The organism is Bradyrhizobium sp. STM 3843, assembly GCF_000239815.1.
Lineage (GTDB): Bacteria > Pseudomonadota > Alphaproteobacteria > Rhizobiales > Xanthobacteraceae > Bradyrhizobium.
Genome location: NZ_CAFK01000037.1, coordinates 1 through 21,462 on the forward strand (window position 1 = coordinate 1; position 21,462 = coordinate 21,462).

The window sequence follows — 21,462 nt, forward strand, 5'->3', positions numbered from 1 at the left end:
CGCATCGACCGCCGCTGGGCGGCTGCCGGCCCCGCCGAGCAGTTGGTCGGTCCCGACCGAGGAGGCGACCAGCGGCACGATGGGACCCGCGATCGGTCGCGGTGCCGGCTGGCCCGGCACCGCATTGGCGTCCGGCGTCGCCGGCTCGCTCGGCAACTCGATCGGCGCCGAGCGGGCGGCGAGCACGCGCGTGATCTCGCGCTCGACGTAATGCGCGAGCTTCCGTGCGCCAGCCTTGGTGAAATAGACGCCGTCATAGGTGCGCAGCTGACGGATCTGGCCCTCGAAGTCAGGACCCTTCTGCAGGAAGCGGCCTGCTTCGTCGACGAAGCCGTCCCAGATATCGACATAGGTGATGCCGGCCTTCCCTGCGACGTCGCGATACAGCGAATCCAGGAACAGCATATCGGACGTGCCCTTGGTGCCGCGGATCGCGGGCAGTCCCACCCAGATCACCGGAACCCCCTTGGACTTGGCGATCGCGATCATCTCCTCGATCTTCTTGGCGTAGAGCTCGACCCAGCGATCGTCGCGGAAATCGTACACGCCGTTGGGCGAGCGGGCGGCTTTCTCGGGCGCCGCGGCGGCCGCGTCGCCACTTTCGGCATCATCCTGCGGCAGATCGCTGTCGACTTGCTTGTCGTCGGGCTTGGCTGCGGCATCGGCCTTTTGATCCGGCTTGCCGTCCGGCCCTTTCGTCTTGGCATCCTTCTTGGCTTTGTCGGCCGGCTTCTTGTCGTCGGGCTTGTCGGTTTTCTCGATCACCGGCTCGCGGAGCGACATGCGGTCGTTCAAGCCGAGCATGATGACGATGGCATCCGCTCGCTCGCCCGGGAGAATTCCCTTGGCGGCCGCGGCCCAGTCCGCGGGATCCCCCTTCGGCTGGTATTTGATCAGGCCCGAAGTGGTCTTGATCCTGCGCGTGACGCCCATGTCGGGCTGCTCCGCATAGGCATCTTCCAGCCCGTAGGCGAGCCAGTCGGCCATGCTGTCGCCGAGCACCAACACGTAACGCTCAGGCGCATTGTCGCGCTTCTCCGGCGGCGGCGCCTTCGAGAAATCCTGGTAGACCTTCTTGGGCTGCTGCGGCTCTCGGAACGGCGAGAAGAAGTCGCCGCCGAACCAGCCACCACCGCGCGGCGCCTGGCGCTGAGGCGGCGGCGAGCCGAACGGATTGAAATTGAAGAACTGTGCGGAGGCGGGCCCGGCAATACCGACCAGCATCGCGATCGCCACCGCGAGCACGACCAGGAGGCCGGGCTCGTTCAAGACCTTCAGAAGGGACTTCAGCTTGGACATGCGGCCCGATCACGCGGCGAAATCGCTCGTCACCATATAATGGCAGCTAAATCAGGCCGCAAACGGGCATTCGCAGCCGGTCTTGTTCCCGCTCGCCGGAGGTAAGATCCGGTTAGGATCAACGTTAACGCCCCCGCAGGCGCTCCAATACCTCGGCGGAGGCAAACCCATCGGCCGGGGCGCCGATCGAGGCCTGGAAGTTCCGCAACGCCTCCCGGGTCTGGCCGCCGAACTGGCCGTCTGGCGTACCTTGGTAGAATCCGCGCTGGACCAGCAGCTGCTGCAGTTCCAGCCGCTCGGCCCGCGACAAAGTGCGCTCGTCCCGCGGCCAGGCCTGCACGAACGGCTGGCCGCCGCGCAGCCGGTCGGCGAAATGACCGATGGCGAGTGCGTAGGCCTCGGCTGGATTGTATTTCATGATGACGCGGAAGTTCTGCATCATCAGGAAACCCGGCCCTTGGGCGCCGGCCGGCGCCAGCAGATAGGCCTTCTCGGTCGGGCGCGGGAAAGTCTGCCCATTGGGCCGCTTGACGCCGATCTGCTCCCATTGCGCCAGGCTCATCACCTTGGCGCGATCGGCCAGCATGTAATTGAAGCCCTGCGGCACCACCACCTCGTAGCCCCAGCTCTGGCCGGCCTGCCAGCCGTCCTTTTTGAGGTTGTTGGCGGTGGAGGCGATCAGGTCGGCGGCATTGTCGACCACGTCGCGGCGGCCGTCGCCGTCGGCATCGACCGCGTAGCGCTTGAATGCGGTCGGCATGAACTGGGTCGGGCCGAAGGCGCCGGCCCATGAGCCGCGCATCTGCTCGGGCTTCAAGTCGCCGTGGTGGAGAATCTCCAGCGCCGACAGGAACTCGTCCTTGAAATAGGCTTGACGGCGGCCGATGCAGGCGAGCGTCGCGGTCGACTGCAGCACGTTGCGGTCGCCGATCTGGGTGGAGTAGTTCGATTCGATGCCCCAGATTGCGGCGATGATATAGCGGTCGACACCGTAAGCCCGCTCGGTCGCATCGAACTGCGCCTTGTAGGTCGTGAGCACTTCGCGGCCCTTGGCGAGCCGGTTGTCGTTCACCAGGATGTCGAGATAGTCCCAGATCGACTTGGTGAACTCCGGCTGCGCGTCCAACAGGTCCATGATGCGCAGGTCGGGCGACAGCCCCGTGGTGAAGCGCTGAAAGCTGTCCTGCGAGATGCCGCGCCGTGCGGCATCCGGCCACATGCCCGCGATGCAATTGTCGAAATTGGCGGCCGCCTCGCGAATCGCGCTGGCCGTCATCAGCGGATGGCCGGAGGCGCCGTCCTCACCGCTCCAGGGTACTGGCCCACCGTTCGGTGCTGGCTGCGGGGCCTGCGAATTGGTCGCGTTCCCCTTGGCGAAAGTGCCGGTGAAGAGATTGTCGAGGAAGTTCAACGGACCGCCGCTCGACTGGGCCCGAACCGGACCTAAGCAGGCGACCGTGACGGCGCATGCAAGCGCGCCGGCGAGCAGAATCGCGGATGGTTCGGTTCGTCTTTCCATAGTTAGCTCGCTGCCTCACAAATCAGGCATCCAGGAGGCCCTGCCTGGGTTACCAGCAGATTAAGGAACTTCCGGTTTCAGCCGTAGGCGAATTTTCCGGCCACATCCTGGCGTTCATGGAACCGCCGGCCAACATCTGCCTTTGTTCTCGGCTGCAAAACCCGCTACCAGGATGCGATCCATTTCGCATTCATATCTTTGCAAGGTCTAGTCCCATCCCATGAAAATCCGCAAAGCCGTTTTTCCGGTCGCCGGCCTCGGCACCCGCGTGCTGCCCGCTACCAAGGCCATGCCGAAAGAGATGTTGACCATCGTCGACAGGCCGCTGATCCAATATGTGTTCGACGAGGCCAAGGAGGCCGGCATCGAGCACTTCGTCTTCGTGACCGGGCGCAACAAGACCGCAATCGAGGATCATTTCGATCGCATGTACGAGCTCGATGCGACGCTTGCCGCGCGCGGCAAGAAGACCGAGATGGAAATCCTGGCGCGCGATCAGCCGGAGGCCGGCGCCGTCAGCTTCACCCGTCAGCAGTCGCCGCTTGGGCTCGGTCACGCCGTGTGGTGCGCCCGCGACATCGTCGGCGACGAGCCGTTCGCGGTGGTGCTGCCGGACGAGCTGGTGCTGAACAAACCGGGCTGCCTCGCCCAGATGATTGCCGCTGCCAGCGAGCTGCCGGAGAAGGCAAACGTGCTGGCGGTGCAGGAGGTCCCTGCCGACCAGACCCATCAATACGGCATCTGCGGCGTCGGCAAACGCGACGGCAAGATGTTCGAGGTTGACGGCATGGTGGAGAAGCCGGCCAAGGGCACGGCGCCCTCGAACTTCTCCATCACGGGCCGCTACATCCTGCAGCCCGAGATCTTCAAGATCCTGGCGACGCAGGAGCGCGGCGCAGGCGGCGAGATCCAGCTCACCGATGCGATGATCGGCCTGTCCAAGACGCAAAAATTCTACGGCGTGGAGTTCGAGGGCGAGCGGCACGATTGCGGCTCCAAATCGGGCTTCCTCCGCGCCAACATCGCCTTCGCCATGGCGCGTCCCGACCTGCGTGACGGCCTGCGGGAGGACATGAAGAAATACCTGGCGGATTGAGCGTCGGTTCGATCGAACCGAGCTATCGGAAACTGCAAAGGCCGCGCATTGCGCGGCCTTTGTTCGTTGCAGACCTGCGGTGAGCTCGCTCAGGCCGGTTGCAGCAGGAAGACGCGCCCATATTGTGCGACTTCCTTGCGCCAGGCATTCAGGGCGAGAACGAAGGAGCCGCTGCACCATAGGACGAGGTATTCGACACCGCCGAGATTCCAGAGCCAGCCCGGGCCCTTGGTGGCGATCACCGCATAGGTCGCAACCGCGATCACGCCAGCCGAGATCAGCCCGGTATATTTCAGGTAAAGATTGAAGATCAGGCCGATCGCGGAGACGCTCTCCATCACCAGCGCAAGCACGACGAAGAACAGCGCCGGATGAAAGCCCGCTTTGCCAAAGAAGGCCTGCGCGCCGTTGAGGTCCATCAGCTTGAACGCGATGTGCGGAAGGTAGAGCGCGCCCAGCATGAGGCGGAAGAAAACGGCGGGATCGGTGACATCGAAACTCGAACGGCGGTCGCTCATGGCGAGCTCCTGTGATCTATGATGCGCGGCCGCGAACGAAGCGCGAGGAGTCTGAAGCCCCCTTTGGACCCCGCGTCGCGCCGAATGCAAGAACACTATCACTGTGTCTTGCGTCGCAATTGACGTGGGTCAAGCGTGCAGGAGCGACAGGGCCTTGTGCGCCGATGCCGAAAATCGCGGCGTATTCGCCTGCGAATTTCGGAGGTCAAAAGGCACTCACTAACCGGAGCCCGGGCCGCAACTAACTAGGGCGTGTACGAATTTTCTCGCCGCGCACGCCCTTACCTCTCCCCGCTTGCGGGGAGAGGTCGGATTGCATCGTCAGATGCAATCCGGGTGAGGGGGTACAGGTCCGACAACTCGCACCGATCGTGCGCCTGCCCCTCACCCCAACCTCTCAGCGCGAGCGAAGCTCGTCGCGGCCCCGTAAGAACGGGGAGAGGGAGCACACCGAGTCCGCCGAGCAAGTCTGCGATACGCTTGATCAGGAAATGCGCTTGCCTAACCGGAGCCCGAGCCGCCGTCCGCGACCAGCGCGGAGCCGGTCATATAGGTCAGCTCCGGCGCGGCCATCGCGACCGCAAATTCCGCGATCTCTTCCGGTTTGGCCATGCGCTTGATCCCCGGCAGGTTGCTGCGCGCCCATTGGGCGGCGGCGATCTCCCACATCGCATCCGGCATCGCCTCGGTGCCGCCGACGCGGCGGACCAGCGCGGTGTCGGTGGTGCCCGGCACGATCGCATTGATGCGGATACCCTTGTCCGCATAGTCGAGCGCGGCCGACCGGACCAGGCCGATCAGGCCGGATTTGGTCGCGGTATAGACGCTGCGGCGGGCGCTGGTGCGGTGCTCATTCGACGACGACGTGACGAGGATGGTGCCGCCGCCGCGCTTGAGCATCTCCGGGATTTGATACTTCATCGCGAAGAACACGCCGCGCAGGTTGGTCTCAACGATGTCGTTCCACTCCGCCGCAACAAACTCGTGCAGCGGCTTCTCGAGCGTGATGCCGGCATTGTTGAGCGCGATGTCCAAGCCTTGGAAGGTATCGACGGCCTCACGGACGAAGTCGGCGACCTGGACCTCCTCGCGCACGTCGGCGCGGATGTAGTGCGCGCGCCCGCCCGCCTCCCTGATCTGGGCTTCGACCTCGCGCCCCAGCGTCTCGCGACGACCGCAGAAGGCGACCGCGGCGCCTTGGCGCGCAAGGCAATCGCGGCGGCCCGGCCGATGCCCGAGGTGGCCCCGGTGATCAGCACGACCTTTCCCGCGAAGCGCTTGGGCGCCTCGACGATGGTGGGCGCAGGCGAATGGCTGGCCTGCGCCAGGGCCACGCCGCCCGCAGCACCGAGCGCGATCCCGCCGGCGAAACCGGCCAACGTCAGCGCCTTGCGGCGGGACGGTATTGGAGCGGTCCCTTGCTCGTCCATGGCTGTGCACTCCCTGTCAGCGGCACTTGTCCGCAATATGAACGCTGATAACATCACTCTATGGAAAATATGATCACTGTCAACATTGGAATGCGATGACAAAGCTGAGCCGCGGAAAAAGCGCCCGAAAACGTCCAGTGCAGGAGCCGCGTCCCTATCATCACGGCGATCTCAGGCGCGCGCTGATTGCGGCAGCGACCGAGCTGTTGGAGCGGGAGGGGGCCGAGGCGCTGTCGTTTCGCGCGGTGGCGCGCACCGCAGGCGTGTCGCAGTCGGCGCCTTATAATCATTTCTCCGGCAAGGAGGATCTGCTGGCCACCGTTGCCGAGGCGGGATTCCGCGCGCTCGCGACCTCGCAGGCCGAGACGGCCGCGCACGCGCACGCCGGAGAGGCGCGCATGATCGCGCTTGGCCTGGACTATATCGGCTTTGCCGCGGACCATCCGCAGCTCTATCGGCTGATGTTCGGCGTCGGCGTGGCCGATTGGCATGCTTATCCGCATGTCTCCGAGGCCAAGCATGCGAGCTTTGCGCCGATCCGGGCCGCGCTTGCGGGGGACTTCCCTTCAACGCGTGACGCCGCGGCGATCGAGCACGCCGCGGTGGCCGCTTGGGGCCTTGCCCATGGGCTCGCCATGCTGCGCATCGACGGATCGTTGGCGCGGCGCGACGCGCCTGACCAGCCTCCCGCTGAAGAGGCCGCGTTGCAATTGTTCGCGCGCGGGCTCGCTCACGCGTTAGCCGGCGTCGGCAAGGTTGAGAAATCCTCGTAGGATAAGCGCCGGCTCGCGGCTCAGGCGCGGCCTTCGCCGGCGGCCCACAAGGCGTCGAGGCCGGCGCGATAATCCGGATAGCTGAATGTCAGCGCGAGATCGGACTTGGCCCGGATATTCCGGACGCGCCGGTTGCTGGCATAGAAGCTTCGGGCCATCGGCGACAGTTCCGCCGTCTCGAACGGCTGTTCGGGCGGCGCTGCCACGCCCATCAGCGATGCAGCATAGGCGATCACGTCCTGCGGCGGCGCCGGCTCGTCGTCGCAGATGTTCCAGGCGCCGCCGTGCGCACGTGCGATCGCACCCATGATGGCGGCGGCCGCGTCGTCGACATGGATGCGGTTGAACACCTGGCCCGGCCTGATGATGCGCCGCGCGCGTCCCTGCTGCAACTCGACCAGCGCATTGCGGCCTGGTCCGTAGATACCACCGAGCCTGAGCACGGCGAGGCGGTCGCCGAGCCGCGCGCGCCATTGCGTTTCGACCTGCACCCGCGCCTTGACCCGATCGTGCCCCGGCGCGAGTGGCGTATCCTCGTCGATCCATCCGCCCTGATGGTCGCCATAGACGCCGATGGTGGAAAGATAGACGACGCGCCGCGCATGGCCCGTGGCGATGGCGTCACCGAACGCGCCGAGCACCGGATCGTCGCCGGAGCCGGGCGGGACGGAAATCAGAATGACGTCGGCACGCGCGGCGTTGGCGATCGCATCGGCAGCGGCTGTCGTGCCGTCGAACAGGTCGATGTCGAGCGGCGCAAGCTGCGCGCGCTTCTCGGCCGTGCGCACCGTGCCGGAAATGTGCGCGAAGCGATCGCCGTAAAGATGGACGAAGCGGCCGGCGGTGTAGCCGAAGCCGATGACGAAGAGGTTCATGGGGCCATCAATTGGGCGTGGCGAACGCGTCATACACCAGCTTCTTGAAGGCCGGCGTGATGCGGCCGCGCTCGTTCTGGGTCTGCTCCATCAGGATGTAGACCATGTCGAGCTTGGGATCGACGCCGAAATAGGTGCCGCTGCCGGAGTCCCATTTCAATTCGCCGATCGAGCCCGGCGCCGGCGGCTTGGCGTCGCCCGGCTCGACCCGCACCGCGAGCCCGTAGCCATAGCCGAAACCGTCGCCGGGGAAATAGAAGAAGTCGCGTTCGACGCCTGAGCCAGGGCCAATATGGTCCGTCGTCATGTCCTTGAACGCAGCCGGACTGAGATAGCGTTTGCCGTCGAACTCGCCGCCATTGAGCAGCATCTGCGCGAAGCGCGCATAGTCGGTGGCAGTCGAGACCAGGCCGCCGCCGCCGGATTCCCATTCGGGGTGGGAGCGGCGGCCCCGCTCGGCCGCGACCAGGATCGGATCGCCCGGCAGCGGCTCGGCCATGCGCGCGCGCTCCTCCGGGGTGGTCAGCAGGAATTTGGTGCTGGTCATCCCTAAGGGATCCAGGATCTGCTGCTTCTCGAACTGATAAAGCGACTGGCCGGACACGATCTCGATCACGCGCCCGAGCACGTCGGTCGAATGGCCGTAGCGCCACAAGGTGCCCGGCTGGCGGGCCAGCGGCAGCGCGGCGATACGATCGGCGAATTCGGCATTGTCGAAACGGCCGCCGAACAGGTGCGCGGCCATGTAGGCGTGCTCGATCAGCGCGCCGCCGATATACTCATAGGTAATGCCGGAGGTGTGGCGCAGCAGGTCCATGATGGTGACCGGTCGCACCGGTGGCACCAGCTTGAGCACGCGGGAGCCGTCCATACCTGGCGTCTCGAGGCCGACCTTCGTATCGGCAAAGGCCGGAATGTATTTGGCGACCGGATCGGACAGCGCCAGCCGGCCCTGGTCGATCAGCATCATCGCGGCGAGACTCGTGATCGGCTTGGTCATCGAGTGCAGCGCGAAGATCGTATCAGGGGTCATCGGCACGCCGGTCTTGACGTCGCGCACGCCGAAGCATTTCAGATAGACCGGCTTGCCGTGCTGCTGGATCAGCACCACCGCGCCGGGCAGCCGACCGCTTGTCACCTCGTTGTCGAAGAACTGCGTGATCCGCTCGAGCTTCTCGGGCGAGGGCGCGGGGGCATCTGCGGCGAAAGCGAATGTGCTCACCAGCCACCCGCCGAGCATCAGCACGACCGCCAGCCATGCCTGCGATACGTGTGACCGAAAGAAGGGCCTGGTCGGGCCGGCGTTGTCCGTGACAATCATGCGAAACTCCGCGCGCTCTGGTGCTGCCGTCGCGCAAGTTTAACCGAGCCCGGGCAAGGCTTCGCCTTTCCTTTGGTATAGTGGCGGCATCACCGGCAAACCACCTATGCTGCGGCGCCTGAGGGCTCTCAGCCCTGCGCCGGGCGCGGCTTGCTCTGGTCCTTCCGATGCGCCATGTCATATAAAGGACGATGAGGAGATGGCGCATACGATGAGCTTCCAATCGATCTACCGGCACGGTTTTGCCCGGGTTGCGGCCTGCGTGACTGCCTCGCGCGTTGCCGACCCTTCGGCCAATGCGGCGGCGATCCTGGAGGCGGCGCAGGGCTGCCATGCCGAAGCAGCCTCGGTCGCCGTGTTCCCGGAGCTCTGCGTGTCCGGCTATGCGATCGAGGACCTCGTTAACCAAGATCCGCTCTTGGATGCGGTCCAGCGCGCGCTGGCTACGATCGTGCAAGGTTCGCGCGAACTGATGCCGGTGCTGATCGTCGGCGCGCCGCTGCGTTTCGGCAACCGCATCTACAATTGCGCGGTCGTCATCCATCGCGGCGAGGTTCTCGGCGTGGTGCCGAAGATCTATCTGCCGACCTATCGCGAGTTCTACGAAGGCCGCCACTTTGCCTCCGGCGCCGGCGTTCGGGACGAGATAATCGAGGTCGCGGAGACCATGGCGCCGTTCGGCACCGATCTCCTGTTCGCGGCGGCTGACGTCGCCGGTTTCGTCATCGGCGTCGAGATCTGCGAGGACATGTGGATCCCGGTCACGCCGGCCTCGGAGCTGGCGCTTGCCGGCGCCACCGTGCTCGCCAATCTCTCGGGCAGCCCGATCACCGTTGGCCGCGCCAGCTCGCGCTCGCTGTTGTGCCAGTCGACCTCGGCGCGCTGTCTTGCCGCCTACATCTATGCTGCCGCCGGTGTCGGCGAATCCACCACCGATCTCGCCTGGGACGGCCAGACCTCGATCTTCGAGAATGGCGTGCTGCTGGCCGAGAGCGAGCGCTTCCGCCAGAGCGGACAGACTATCTTTGCGGACGTCGATCTCGATCTGTTGCGCCAGGAACGGGCGCTGATGGGCACGTTCGACGACAATGCCCGTGTGCAGGCCAAGCATGGTGGCAAGGATGGCGCCGGCTATCGTCGCATCGGCTTCGAGCTGCAGCCGCCCGCTGATGACATCGGCTTCGTCCGCAAGCTCGAGCGCTTTCCGTTCGTGCCGAGCGAGCGTGCGCGGCTCGATCAGGATTGCTACGAGGCCTACAACATCCAGGTCGCGGGGTTGACACAGCGGCTGCGTGCCACCGGCACCAAGCGCATCGTGATCGGCGTCTCGGGCGGGCTCGATTCGACGCATGCGCTGATCGTCGCGGCAAAGGCGATGGACCTGCTCGGCCTGCCGCGGTCGAACATTCTCGCCTATAACCTGCCGGGCTTTGCCTCAGGCAGCGCGAGCAAATCCTACGCCCACGCCTTGATGCGGTCGCTTGAGGTCAACGCAGCCGAACTCGATATCCGCCCCGCGGCGACGCAGATGCTCAAGGATATCGGCCATCCGTTCGGGCGCGGCGAGGCGGTCTACGACGTTACCTTCGAGAATGTGCAGGCGGGCCTGCGCACCGACTATCTGTTCCGCATCGCCAATGATCGCGGCGGCATCGTGCTCGGCACCGGCGATCTCTCCGAGCTTGCGCTCGGCTGGTGCACCTATGGTGTCGGGGATCAGATGTCGCATTACAACGTCAATTCCGGCGTGCCGAAGACCTTGATCCAGCATCTGATCCGTTGGGTGGTTGCGACAAGACAGTTCTCCGACGAGGTCGGCAAGACGTTGGAGCAGGTGCTGGCCGCCGAGATCTCGCCGGAGCTGGTGCCGGTGGCCGAAGGCGAGACGCCGCAGAGCACGGAGGCCGCGATCGGCCCCTATGAGCTGCAGGACTTCAACCTGTTCTACACGCTGCGTTACGGCTTTCGCCCGTCGAAGATCGCGTTCATGGCGCATCACGCCTGGAAGGATGCCGAGGCCGGCGACTGGCCGCCGGGATTTCCGGCCAACAAGCGACGCGCCTACGCGCTCGCCGACATCAGGCATTGGCTGGAAGTATTCCTGCGGCGCTTCTTCGCCTTCAGCCAGTTCAAGCGATCGGCGATGCCGAACGGCCCGAAGGTGGTGGCGGGCGGTTCGCTGTCGCCGCGCGGCGACTGGCGCGCGCCCTCCGATGGCAATGCGACGGCGTGGCTCGAGGATCTCGAGCGCAACGTGCCCAAGGACGTGCAGAAGGATGTCGACAAGCGTGCCCACAAGGCGTGAGCCGGCGTCGGCAAACGGTTTTCAACGGAGTGATCGATGAGCGTGACCGGCATTTCCTCCATGGCGACGCGGCAGATCCTGGCCGAGCTTGCGGCTGCCCATGAAGAGGCGACCGGCGAGACGGTCGCAATCGAATCCGTCGGCGGCGTCGATGCCGCCAAGCGCATCCGCGCCGGCGAAGCGTTCGATGTCGCCGTGCTCGCCTCCGACGCGCTGGCGAAGCTCGAAGCCGACGGCTTCCTGGTCGCCGGCAGCATCGTCAACATGGCGGAGTCGCCGATGGCGCTGGCGGTGCGCGCCGGCCAGCCGCGGCCGAAGCTCGATGAGGCCGGCGTGCGCGCCGCGATGGCGAGTGCCCGTAGTATCGGCATCTCCACCGGCCCGAGCGGCACCCATGTGCTGAAGCTCGCGCGCGACTGGGGCCTGGAGGACGCGGTCAAGGACCGCATCGTGCAGGCCAAGCCCGGCATCCCCGTGGCCAGACTGCTTGCCGATGGCGAAGTCGAGCTCGGCTTCCAGCAGCTCAGCGAGATGATGGGGGCGCCGGGAATCGACGTCGTCGGCCTGCTGCCCGCGTCGCTGCAGCCCGGCACGGTGTTCGCCGCGGGCCTCTGCAAGGCGGCGACCCAGCCAGAGGCCGCGCGTGCCTTCATCGCTTTTCTCGCCTCGGAGGAGACCGCGGAGACCAAGCGCCAGCACGGGATGACGCCGGCCTGAACGCGCGTTCCGACACGCCTTCGCGACGGCTTCTCCGGAACCCGCGACGAAAAAACTGAGCGGCCGTGTCGTCGCGGCCGCCTCCGGTTCGTCTTCCAGCCATACGGGTATGGGAACGGAGACGAAGAATGAGCACATCGCGTTATCGCTGGGTGATCGTCGCGGCCGGCGGCCTGTTGGGCTGCGTCGCGATCGGGGGCATGTTCTCGCTGCCGGTGTTCCTCAAGCCGATCGCCGCCGAGACCGGCTGGTCGGTCGCCGGAGTGTCGAGCGCGATGACCATCGGCTTCCTGGCTATGGCGTTCACCAGCATGGCGTGGGGCACGCTCTCCGACCGCATCGGGCCGCTTCCGGTGGTGCTGACCGGCTCGGTCCTGCTCGCGGCGAGCCTGGCGCTGGCCAGCCTGGCGTCCTCGCTGATCACGTTTCAATTGCTGTTCGGCCTCATGGTCGGCGGCGCGACGGCGGCGATCTTCGCGCCGATGATGGCGACCGTCACCGGCTGGTTCGAGACCCATCGCAGCCTTGCCGTCTCGCTGGTTTCGGCCGGCATGGGCATGGCGCCGATGACGATGTCGCCGCTCGCAGCCTGGCTGGTCTCGCACCACGACTGGCGGACCTCGATGCAGATCATTGCCGCCGTGGTCGCCGCCATCATGATCCCGGTGTCGCTCCTGGTGCGCCGTGCGCCGGCGGCGGAGCGCGCCGCAGCCGCCTCGTCCGGGCCTGACGCCGCGCAATCCGAGATGACGCTGTCCCAGGCGGTGCGCTCGCCGCAGTTCATGATCCTGCTCGCCACCAACTTCTTCTGCTGCGCCACGCATTCGGGCCCGATCATCCATACCGTGAGCTATGCGGTGAGCTGCGGCATTCCGCTGATCGCGGCAGTGACGATCTACAGCGTTGAGGGGTTGGCGGGCATGGGCGGCCGGATCGCGTTCGGCCTGCTCGGCGACCGCTTCGGCGCCAAGCGCGTGCTGGTGCTCGGCCTGCTCGCACAGGCGTTCGGCGCGCTGGCCTACGTGTTCGTGCGCGAGCTCGCGGCGTTCTATTCCGTCGCCGCGGTGTTCGGCTTCATCTATGCCGGCACCATGCCGCTCTACGCGGCGATTGCGCGGGAGAACTTTCCGCTGCGCATGATGGGCACGGTCATAGGTGGAACCGCGATGGCCGGCAGCCTCGGCATGGCGACGGGCCCGCTCGCCGGCGGGCTGATCTACGACACGTTTGCCAGCTACGCTTGGCTCTATATCGGTTCCTGGCTGATGGGACTTGGCGCCTTCCTGATCGCGATGACGTTCAGACCATTCCCGAAGACAGAGCCGGAGCCGGCGTCCGTGCCGGTATCGGCCTGAAACTGAATGCATCGCAACACAATAGCTGCGTCTTCAACAGGAGCTCAACAAGGCTTAATCGGCCGGCGGGGAACTCTCGCCCCGCGGGCGGGTTGGGCGTGCGTGAGTTCAACAGGAATGGAGACCCCGTCCATGAAGAAGACCCAGCTCGCAATTGCCTTGTTCGTTGCCACCACCCTAGCCGCGGCGCCGTTCGCCGCTGAGGCGAAGCACAAGACCAAGCATCATTCGTCGACCTCGTCTGAGACGACGACGGGCGCCAACACGCGCTCCGGCAGCAGTGCGAATCCGTCGAGCCAGGGCAATGTCGGCCCGGGAACCAACCAGGCCGGCAGCATGTCGAAAGGCATGTCCAAGTAAGCGTCCAAGTAAGCGCCCAAGAGAGCTTCGTGCAGCGCGGGAGAGCCTCTGCCATCCGGGGCTTTCCTCGCGCCTAGTTGAGCTCAGTTGGCATCGGCGAGAGCCTCTCGCCCGGCGGCCTCGCGTGTCCGTGTTATAAGTACCCGCCAACTCACTCCGCACGGGCGGCATGCCAAAGAAACCTGCAAGCAAACCCGCAGGAAGACCTGCAAGAAAGCTCAAGACCTTTCAAACCTCGCTCGGCTTCTTCGATCTGGCGGTCGCCGCGCCGTCCATGAAGGCCGCCTTGGAGGCGTGGGGCGCCAGCAGCAATCTCTTCCATCAAGGTGCCGCCCGGGAAACCGACGATCCCGACATCGTCGCTGCAACGATGGCACAGCCCGGCATCGTGCTGAGGCGGCCCGTCGGCAGCAACGAACCCTTCGCGGAGCATGCCGGCCTGCCGACGACTTTGCCCGGCCCGGAGCCTGGCCGGTCGCGGACATCTCACCGCGCGTCTCAACGACAACCGTCTCGAAAGACTGACGACGCTGCCGACAGCAAGGCCGCGCTGGCATTCGCGCGGGCGCAAAAGCAGCGCGACGCTCTCAGGCGTAAGAAGGAAGAGGCCGCGCTGGCCAAGCTGCGTGCGCGCCGCGAGGCGGCGGTCGCGAAGGCGGAAGCTGCGCTTGACAAGGCACGGCGCGAGCACGAGGCGAGAGCAGGGGCGATCGACGCCGAGCGCGCGGCCATCGACGAACGTGCGGACGCCGAGGCCGAGCGCTGGCGACGGGAGAAGGAGCGGCTGGAGGCGGCGCTGCGGAAGGCGCGGGCGTAAGGAGATGGAGTTGCGCGCGTCGCATATGTGCGACGCAGCAAATTCCATCGTCCTTTAAGGCGATTGTGCGGGAGCCATGTTCCACAAGGGCATCGAGCACAACGCGTCAATCACGGGCCACACGCCGCGTCCGCCACCGCTGTCTCGCGCTCCAGCCAAAACCTCGGCCCGTGATACCAGACTCTTTCGGCATCGGCGGGAGGTGGATCGCCCAGGTGCAATGCGCGGATCGGGACTTTGCCTGTCCCGATGCCTGCGAGCGCGGCCTTCAACCGTTCTGCTCCCTCCTGGTCACGTCCGTCGACGCAGGGATAGATGCTGACGCCACCGATCGATGACGCCGCAAAGCATGTGCCCTGTCGGATCACCCTCAGCAGAAAGCCCGACCAGGAGTCCGTGGTCAGTGGCATCAGCAGCCGTCCGCCTTCGATCAGCCCATCGAGCCATTGCGGTGCCGGGTGGGTGCAGCCGGCGAAGACGATCACGGCATCGAACGCGTCGGCATCGATCGCGCGGCCATCGCCGGAAACGAACTCGACCTGTGGCCAGGGCGCAAGATTGGCCTTGGCCTGCACCGCCAGCGCCGGGTCGATCTCGACCGCCGTGACGTGACCGCCGGGTCCGACGATCTCGGCGAGCACCGCCGAGTAATAGCCGGTGCCGGCGCCGACCTGCAGCACGCGCGCGCCGCGCGCGATGTCCATCTGCTCGAAATTGCGCGCCCAGAAGCTGGGCATGCCATTGTTGAGATTGCGGCTGGCGTCGATCGCCACCAAGACGTCGTGATAGAGCCAGAGCGGGTCGCTGTCCGAGGTCAGGAACGGCTCCTGATAGGGCTGCGGGATGATACGCCAGGGCCCGGGGCCGACGAACGGCTCGCGCGGGACAGCGGCGAAGGCATCGATCACATGCAGGTTGCGTAGCACCGGCGTCTTGCGGCGCAGATCTTCGGCATACCAGCGGCGCGCCGCCGAAATCTCGTCCATGGCTCTCTCTCCTGTTGCTGACGGAGTTGATGCGGCCCCGGACCGACGGTTGCGGACAGGTCGAAATGTTTTTCGGAACGCTGTCCGCGCGGTGCCGACTGGGCCGCATACTAGAGGTCATGGAACGATCGACGGATATGTCTGGAGCTGCCGCCGCGGTGGGGCGCACCGCGGCCGACGCCGCGTCGGCGATCGAGGCGCTGTCCGAGACCGATCTGGTGCGGCTGAAGGCCTTGGCGCAATTGTGGAGCCGCGGGCTGCCGGCAGGGCTCGGCTGGGCCGACGTGCTGCATGAGGCGATCGTGCGCGTTCTCGACGGATCGCGCGTCTGGCCGCTCGGCGTTCCAATCCTGGCGTTCCTGTCGGGGGTGATGCGCAGCATCTGCGACGACTATTGGCGGCGGGTTCGTCACGAGCAGAGGCTGCTCGTCAGCCGCGACGACCATAGCCAGGGTGGCCCGGCAGCCGAGCCGGTCGATGAATTGGCAGATCCTGAGCGGGTGGCTGTCGCGGTCGCAGGGTTGGCCGAGGTGTTCCGGCTGTTTGCGGGCGATTCGGTTGCGCTGAAGATCATCGACGGCATGGCCAACGGGCTTAAGGCCAAGGACATCTGCAGCGCCTATGATATCTCGGCCCTTGACTATGACACCGCGCGGCGGCGAATGCGGCGCACGCTGCTGCGCCATCAACGACACCGGAGCGCGCCATGACACGCTGGCACCCACGCCTCGAGCTCGCGCGCCTGCTCGAAGCCCTGAGCGAGGACATCATCGCCGCGACCGATGAGGAGATACGGCAGCTGCACGGGCGGGCGATGTCCGTTACGGCCCACGAGATCAAGCTGCTCATCAAGGCCGCGCGAGCGGATAAGGGTGGCGGTGCGATGGAGGGATTGGACGAGCCCGGAGCCGGGCTGCGGCCGGCTGGGGCGCAGCGGCGACCTTCGCACCATCAGCGGCACTGATGGCGGATAACGGTCGTGGCGAGGCGCGACGACGAGCCAACCCTCTTGGAAGCGCCAAGATGGCCGGCTTCAGATCGAAACAGGTGTGCTCTTGGTCAGCATAATTCGATCCCGCCCAAGATGCGGGAAACCGTCGCCGCGGCGACTGATCACCAAACTAGCGCTCGCGGCTCCACGGGAACAGTGAGACCGGGAAATCCGCCGCATAGCGGTGACCTATCGGTGGGCCGGGCTGTTCTTCCGCGGGATTCGGGTCAGGTCTGATGACCTTCCGGTAAAGATGCCATGTGGCATGACCGAGCACTGGCAGAACGACGGCGAGACCGACGAAGAACGGCAGTGAACCCGCTGCCAGCAATGCGGCAACGATCAGCCCCCACACACCCATCTCGATGGGATTGATCATCACGGCCCGCATCGAGGTGCGGATCGCGTCGATGGCGGTCGCGTGCCGGTCGAGCATCAGCGGAAACGAGACGACGCTGACGCACAGGGCGATCACGGCAAACAGCAAGCCGATGCCGCAGCCTATGATGATGAGCGACCAGCCTTGAGATGTCGTCAGTATGCGCTGCGCGAAATCAGGGATGCTCGCGGCGGGAGCATAGCCGAAGATCGAGATGTAGATCGCGTCCGCGGCGACGATCCAGACGCCGAACAGAACGAGAAGGAGGACGCCAAGCTCGAAGATGGCGCCAAAGGACGGTGCGCGCAGTACGCGCATGGCATCCCAGGCGGCTGCTTCTTCGCCGCGCTCACGACGGCGGCTCAGCTCGTAGAGGCCGAGGGCGGCGAACGGGCCGATCAGGGTGAAACCGGCGGCAAGCGGAAAGAGCAACGGCAGCACCGAGTGGCCAAGGACCAGTCGGAACAGGACAAGTCCGAGCACGGGATAGATCACGCACAGGACGATGGCGTGAGTCGGAACGGCCTTGAAGTCTTCCCAGCCCAGGCGCAACGCGTCGCCAAGATCGGAGAGGGTGATCTTGCGAACGACGTAGGTGGTAGAGACGCCAAAGAACTGCAGTTTCGGTCTTGCGAATACTGTGGCCATGGCTCCGGCCTCCTTGCCGGTGGTTGCAGGGAACGGAGCGCTCGCGAGAACACGCGCATCCGTCTCGTGCGCGAAAATCGCGATCGAGCCCGGCAAACCAAGGTCAACGAAAAGAGGCTTTGTCGGGCGACACTGTCGCGACCGGTAAGAAAGGTTAGCGCGATGCCCGGCAGAAGCAAAGCTGACACTTGCGATCGAGAGTATTTGTGCATCCGCACAATCGATTGCTGCGTCGCGTCGTCGAATGATCGACGCGCGATGGGCGTTCTCCTGCAGGCTATACGTTCGGGCCGCCCGCGCCTGGAAGCACTGTTCCATATCGACTCTATTGACGCCGGGCGCGGCGGATATCATCATCAAACAACTGAATGCCCCCAGCTGTGAAGAGAGTGCGGTTAGATTGCGGTCCTGACGTTTGATCTGTGTCACGTTCGAAGGTCGCGACCGACAGAATGGGCGAGGCAAAAGCGCTGCGATGGTGAATGACGCCATCGCTCCAACATGAGCTCCGCCCGTCGTTCATCCCCTAGCCTCGAATGGCAAGGAGGATCGGGAATGGCTGTCGCAATCATATTGCTGCTGATTGCAGTTGCCTCGGTGCTGTTTCACCTCTTGAGCCCGTGGTGGTGGACGCCGCTTGCCTCAAACTGGGGCTACATCGACGACACCATCACCCTGACGTTCTGGATCACCGGAGCGGTGTTCTCCGCGGTCGTCTTGTTCACGGCCTATTGTGTGTTCCGCTTTCGTCACAAGGAGGGACAGAGGGCCGAATACAATCCCGAAAACAAGAAGCTCGAATCCTGGCTCACCGTCGCGACAGCGGTCGGCGTTGCCGCCATGTTGGCACCCGGGCTCGTTGTCTGGCACCAGTTCGTTACGGTTCCGGCCGGCGCGACCGAAATCGAGGTCATGGGACAGCAGTGGCAATGGAGCTATCGGCTGCCCGGCAAGGACGGTCGGCTCGGGACATCGGATGCTCGCCTCATCAGTCCCGAAAATCCGATGGGATTGCGTCCTGACGATCCAAACGGACAAGACGACATTGTCGTTCAAAACGATGACTTGCACCTTCCGGTCGGGAAACCGGTGAAGGTGCTGCTTCGCTCGATCGACGTCCTGCATGATTTCTATGTGCCCGAGTTCCGAGCAAAGATGGACATGATACCGGGCTCAGTGACCTACTACTGGTTCACGCCCACGCGCGCCGGAACGTTCGATGTGCTCTGCGCTGAGCTCTGCGGGGTTGCCCATGCGCAAATGCGGAGCAAGGTCATCGTCGAGGAAGAGAAAGACTATCACGCCTGGCTTGAGAAGCAGCGGACGTTCGCCGAGTTGTCGGGGCGGGGCAACGTCGCGAAAGCCGCTTATAAAACTGAGAGCGAGTGAAGATCGACGAGGAGACGCCTGTCATCGTCAGGCGGACTCTTTGCCAAAGAGAGGACCAAGGAGGTTATTCCCATGGTCGATATCCCGTTGGACACCGTCGCAGGCATCCCACCTGCTGAAGTGGGTGAGGTCGAGCTTTATCATCCGCGAAGCTGGTGGACGAGATACGTCTTTTCTCAGGACGCCAAGGTTATCGCTGTGCAGTACTCGATCACGGCGATGGCGATCGGAATGGTCGCGCTGGTGCTGTCCTGGCTGATGCGGCTGCAACTCGGATTCCCCGGCACGTTTTCATTCATCGATGCGAACCAGTATCTTCAGTTTATCACCATGCACGGCATGATCATGGTGGTCTATCTTCTCACCGCGCTGTTTCTGGGAGGTTTCGGCAACTACCTGATCCCGCTGATGGTCGGCGCCCGCGACATGGTGTTCCCCTATGTGAACATGCTGAGCTACTGGATCTACTTGCTTGCCGTCCTGGTGCTGGTCTCGACCTTCTTCATGCCCGGCGGGCCCACCGGCGCCGGCTGGACGCTGTACCCGCCACAGGCGATTCTTTCCGGTACCCCCGGGCAGGATTGGGGTATCATTCTCATGCTGGCTTCCCTGATCCTGTTTATCATCGGCTTCACCATGGGCGGCCTGAACTACGTGGTGACGGTGCTGCAGGGTCGCACGCGCGGCATGACGCTGATGCGCATGCCTTTGACGGTGTGGGGGATCTTCACGGCCACGGTCATGGCGCTGCTGGCCTTCCCGGCGCTGTTCGTCGCCTCGGTCATGCTGCTGCTGGACCGTCTTTTGGAAACCAGCTTCTTCATGCCGACGCTGGTTGAGATGGGCGAGCTGAAGCAGTATAGCGGCGGCAGCCCGATCCTGTTCCAGCACCTCTTCTGGTTTTTCGGCCATCCCGAAGTCTACATCGTTGCCTTGCCGGCCTTCGGCATCATTTCCGATCTGATCAGCGTCCACGCCCGAAAGAACATCTTCGGCTATCGCATGATGGTGTGGGCCATCGTTGGGATCGGTGCCCTCAGCTTCGTGGTGTGGGCGCACCACATGTATGTGAGCGGCATGAACCCGTATTTCGGGTTCTTCTTCGCCACGACCACGCTCATCATCGCTATCCCGACCGCGATCAAGGTCTACAACTGGGTGCTGACCCTTTGGCGTGGTGACATTCATCTCACCATCCCGATGCTGTTCGCGCTGGCGTTCATCATCACCTTCGTGAACGGCGGCCTCACCGGCCTGTTTCTTGGCAACGTGGTCGTGGACGTTCCGTTGTCCGACACGATGTTCGTTGTCGCCCATTTTCACATGGTGATGGGTATTGCGCCGATCATGGCCGTATTCGGCGGCATCTATCATTGGTATCCGAAAGTCACCGGACGGATGCTCAATGAGGCGCTTGGACGATTCCACTTCTGGGTCTCGTTCCTCGGGGCCTATGCGATTTTCTTCCCCATGCACTATCTGGGCCTCTTGGGTATGCCCCGCCGCTATCATGACATCGGCGAAACAGCCTTCGTTCCGGCGTCGGCGCATGACCTCAATGCGTTCATGAGCGTGGCGGCCCTGATCGTCGGCTTTGCCCAGCTCGTGTTCCTGTTCAATCTGGTTTGGAGCCTGTTCAAGGGCAAAGAGGCAGGCGGCAATCCTTGGGGAGCCGCGTCGCTGGAATGGCAAACTCCCGAAACGCCGCCGGCGCACGGCAACTGGGGCAAGGAGCTCCCGATTGTCTATCGCTGGGCCTACGACTACAGCGTCCCCGGCGCGCCTCAGGATTTCGTGCCGCAAAATGAGCCGCCGGCCGGATGGTCGGCGCGGGGGGCCCACCCGTGAGCGCCATTATCCTGTTCATGGCTGGATTGGCGGCTATCGCGGGGTGGTGGCTCTCGCAACAGCGGCTGACAGCCAAGCCATGGCTGGAGCAAGGAGTGATGGTCGATCTTCGCGAGGCAGGCACTGCATCGCCGCCCGCCGCGAAGATCGGATTGGGCGTCTTTCTCGCGGTCGTCGGTTCGTTGTTCGCACTCTTCATCAGCGCTTACTCGATGCGCATGACCATGGCGGACTGGCGGGCGCTGCCGATGCCGAGGCTGCTGTGGTTCAACACGGCCGTCCTGGTCCTGAGCAGTGTGGCGCTGCAATGGACATACATGGCGGCGCGCCGGGACGACATTGGCGGCGTCATCTTCGGTCTATGCGCAGGCGGTGCATCCGCCATTACTTTCCTGATTGGGCAGCTCCTGGCGTGGCGCCAGCTGAGCGCTGCGGGGTATTTCCTCGCGTCCAATCCAGCCAACTCGTTCTTCTACCTGATCACGGCTGTGCACGGGTTGCATTTGATGGGCGGCCTGGTCGCCCTCGGCAGGACGACTGCCAAGGTGTGGCTTGGCGCGCCGGTGGCGCAGGTGCGCCTGAGCGTCGAGCTCTGCGCCATCTACTGGCACTTCCTGCTGCTGGTCTGGCTGGTTCTGCTCGGCCTGCTGACGGGCTGGACAGACAATGTCGTGGAGATTTGCAGCCAGTTGCTGAGCTAGAGAATGATCCGGAAAAGTGGAAACCGGTTTTCCCTCGCGACAAACGCCGAAGGCGGATTGCGCGGAGATCATGCTCAAACAAAGAGATGAGGTCACGATCCAATTCCGTCTAATCGGATCGTGATCTCGAAAGGG

20 protein-coding genes are annotated in these 21,462 nt (G+C 64.5%); 12 read left to right on the forward strand and 8 right to left on the reverse strand.

All coding sequences use genetic code 11. The features are described from left to right. On the reverse strand, nucleotides 1-1,299 hold a 1,299-nt coding region (locus BRAS3843_RS05005), incomplete at its 3' end, for an SGNH family hydrolase (RefSeq protein WP_035980871.1). A 124-nt stretch (nucleotides 1,300-1,423) separates the two neighbouring features. After that, the gene (locus BRAS3843_RS05010) at nucleotides 1,424-2,818 is read right to left on the reverse strand and encodes a lytic murein transglycosylase (protein WP_008967659.1); all 1,395 of its coding nucleotides are present in this window, start codon (nucleotides 2,816-2,818) and stop codon (nucleotides 1,424-1,426) included. Between the two features lie 220 nt (nucleotides 2,819-3,038). Between BRAS3843_RS05010 and galU the strand changes: the two genes are divergently transcribed. After that, nucleotides 3,039-3,914 carry a UTP--glucose-1-phosphate uridylyltransferase GalU gene (gene galU / locus BRAS3843_RS05015; RefSeq protein ID WP_008967660.1) on the forward strand — a complete coding sequence of 292 codons (876 nt, stop codon included), beginning with the start codon at nucleotides 3,039-3,041 and terminating at the stop codon, nucleotides 3,912-3,914. A gap of 89 nt (nucleotides 3,915-4,003) precedes the next feature. Here galU and BRAS3843_RS05020 read toward each other — a convergent pair whose 3' ends face one another. Next, on the reverse strand, nucleotides 4,004-4,432 hold the full coding sequence (locus tag BRAS3843_RS05020) for a DoxX family protein (RefSeq protein WP_008967661.1): 429 nt from the start codon (nucleotides 4,430-4,432) through the stop codon (nucleotides 4,004-4,006). A 501-nt stretch (nucleotides 4,433-4,933) separates the two neighbouring features. Then, on the reverse strand, nucleotides 4,934-5,593 hold the full coding sequence (locus BRAS3843_RS05025) for an SDR family oxidoreductase (protein WP_244425124.1): 660 nt from the start codon (nucleotides 5,591-5,593) through the stop codon (nucleotides 4,934-4,936). A 406-nt stretch (nucleotides 5,594-5,999) separates the two neighbouring features. Between BRAS3843_RS05025 and BRAS3843_RS05030 the strand changes: the two genes are divergently transcribed. Next, a complete protein-coding gene (locus BRAS3843_RS05030) occupies nucleotides 6,000-6,635 on the forward strand; it encodes a TetR/AcrR family transcriptional regulator (RefSeq protein ID WP_008967665.1) in 636 nt (211 codons plus the stop codon). A 20-nt stretch (nucleotides 6,636-6,655) separates the two neighbouring features. On the opposite strand, the gene BRAS3843_RS05035 is transcribed toward BRAS3843_RS05030, so the two are convergent. Both BRAS3843_RS05035 and BRAS3843_RS05040 read right to left on the reverse strand, forming a co-directional pair. After that, nucleotides 6,656-7,510, reverse strand: coding sequence for an NAD-dependent epimerase/dehydratase family protein (locus tag BRAS3843_RS05035; RefSeq protein ID WP_008967666.1), 855 nt, complete (start codon nucleotides 7,508-7,510; stop codon nucleotides 6,656-6,658). Nucleotides 7,511-7,517: 7 nt separating this feature from the next. Then, nucleotides 7,518-8,750 carry a serine hydrolase domain-containing protein gene (locus BRAS3843_RS05040; RefSeq protein WP_035980884.1) on the reverse strand — a complete coding sequence of 411 codons (1,233 nt, stop codon included), beginning with the start codon at nucleotides 8,748-8,750 and terminating at the stop codon, nucleotides 7,518-7,520. A gap of 292 nt (nucleotides 8,751-9,042) precedes the next feature. Between BRAS3843_RS05040 and BRAS3843_RS05045 the strand changes: the two genes are divergently transcribed. From BRAS3843_RS05045 to BRAS3843_RS05065, 5 genes are all read left to right on the forward strand, one after another. After that, a complete protein-coding gene (locus tag BRAS3843_RS05045) occupies nucleotides 9,043-11,136 on the forward strand; it encodes an NAD(+) synthase (protein ID WP_008967668.1) in 2,094 nt (697 codons plus the stop codon). Between the two features lie 36 nt (nucleotides 11,137-11,172). Beyond that, nucleotides 11,173-11,853 (forward strand): substrate-binding domain-containing protein, encoded by a 681-nt coding sequence (locus tag BRAS3843_RS05050; RefSeq protein ID WP_008967669.1) that lies wholly within the window; start codon nucleotides 11,173-11,175, stop codon nucleotides 11,851-11,853. Nucleotides 11,854-11,981: 128 nt separating this feature from the next. Continuing rightward, nucleotides 11,982-13,208, forward strand: coding sequence for an MFS transporter (locus BRAS3843_RS05055; protein WP_008967670.1), 1,227 nt, complete (start codon nucleotides 11,982-11,984; stop codon nucleotides 13,206-13,208). 132 nt (nucleotides 13,209-13,340) lie between these two features. Then, nucleotides 13,341-13,568, forward strand: coding sequence for a hypothetical protein (locus BRAS3843_RS05060; protein WP_008967671.1), 228 nt, complete (start codon nucleotides 13,341-13,343; stop codon nucleotides 13,566-13,568). A gap of 274 nt (nucleotides 13,569-13,842) precedes the next feature. Next, complete coding sequence (locus tag BRAS3843_RS05065) at nucleotides 13,843-14,385, forward strand: cell envelope biogenesis protein TolA (protein ID WP_347379566.1); 543 nt, start codon at nucleotides 13,843-13,845, stop codon at nucleotides 14,383-14,385. Between the two features lie 110 nt (nucleotides 14,386-14,495). Here BRAS3843_RS05065 and BRAS3843_RS05070 read toward each other — a convergent pair whose 3' ends face one another. Next, complete coding sequence (locus BRAS3843_RS05070) at nucleotides 14,496-15,371, reverse strand: methyltransferase domain-containing protein (RefSeq protein ID WP_008967674.1); 876 nt, start codon at nucleotides 15,369-15,371, stop codon at nucleotides 14,496-14,498. A 137-nt stretch (nucleotides 15,372-15,508) separates the two neighbouring features. Here BRAS3843_RS05070 and BRAS3843_RS05075 point away from each other — a divergent pair, with 137 nt between their 5' ends. Then, nucleotides 15,509-16,081, forward strand: coding sequence for a hypothetical protein (locus BRAS3843_RS05075; RefSeq protein WP_008967675.1), 573 nt, complete (start codon nucleotides 15,509-15,511; stop codon nucleotides 16,079-16,081). Next, nucleotides 16,078-16,335, forward strand: a complete 258-nt coding sequence (locus BRAS3843_RS05080) for a hypothetical protein (RefSeq protein ID WP_008967676.1) — start codon at nucleotides 16,078-16,080, stop codon at nucleotides 16,333-16,335. Before BRAS3843_RS05075 ends, BRAS3843_RS05080 begins: the two co-directional genes overlap by 4 nt. A 157-nt stretch (nucleotides 16,336-16,492) precedes the next feature. Here the strand turns inward: BRAS3843_RS05080 and BRAS3843_RS05085 are convergent, their stop codons facing one another. Next, a complete protein-coding gene (locus BRAS3843_RS05085) occupies nucleotides 16,493-17,389 on the reverse strand; it encodes a DUF2189 domain-containing protein (RefSeq protein WP_008967677.1) in 897 nt (298 codons plus the stop codon). A 555-nt stretch (nucleotides 17,390-17,944) separates the two neighbouring features. On the opposite strand from BRAS3843_RS05085, the gene coxB reads away from it, so the two are divergent. From coxB to BRAS3843_RS05100, 3 genes are all read left to right on the forward strand, one after another. Further along, complete coding sequence (gene coxB, locus BRAS3843_RS05090; RefSeq protein WP_008967679.1) at nucleotides 17,945-18,778, forward strand: cytochrome c oxidase subunit II; 834 nt, start codon at nucleotides 17,945-17,947, stop codon at nucleotides 18,776-18,778. A 72-nt stretch (nucleotides 18,779-18,850) separates the two neighbouring features. Next, entirely contained in the window at nucleotides 18,851-20,626 is a 1,776-nt protein-coding gene (ctaD, locus tag BRAS3843_RS05095; protein WP_008967680.1) for a cytochrome c oxidase subunit I, read from the forward strand. Next, the gene (locus tag BRAS3843_RS05100) at nucleotides 20,623-21,327 is read left to right on the forward strand and encodes a cytochrome c oxidase subunit 3 (RefSeq protein WP_035980889.1); all 705 of its coding nucleotides are present in this window, start codon (nucleotides 20,623-20,625) and stop codon (nucleotides 21,325-21,327) included. Before ctaD ends, BRAS3843_RS05100 begins: the two co-directional genes overlap by 4 nt. Nucleotides 21,328-21,462: the final 135 nt, after the last annotated feature.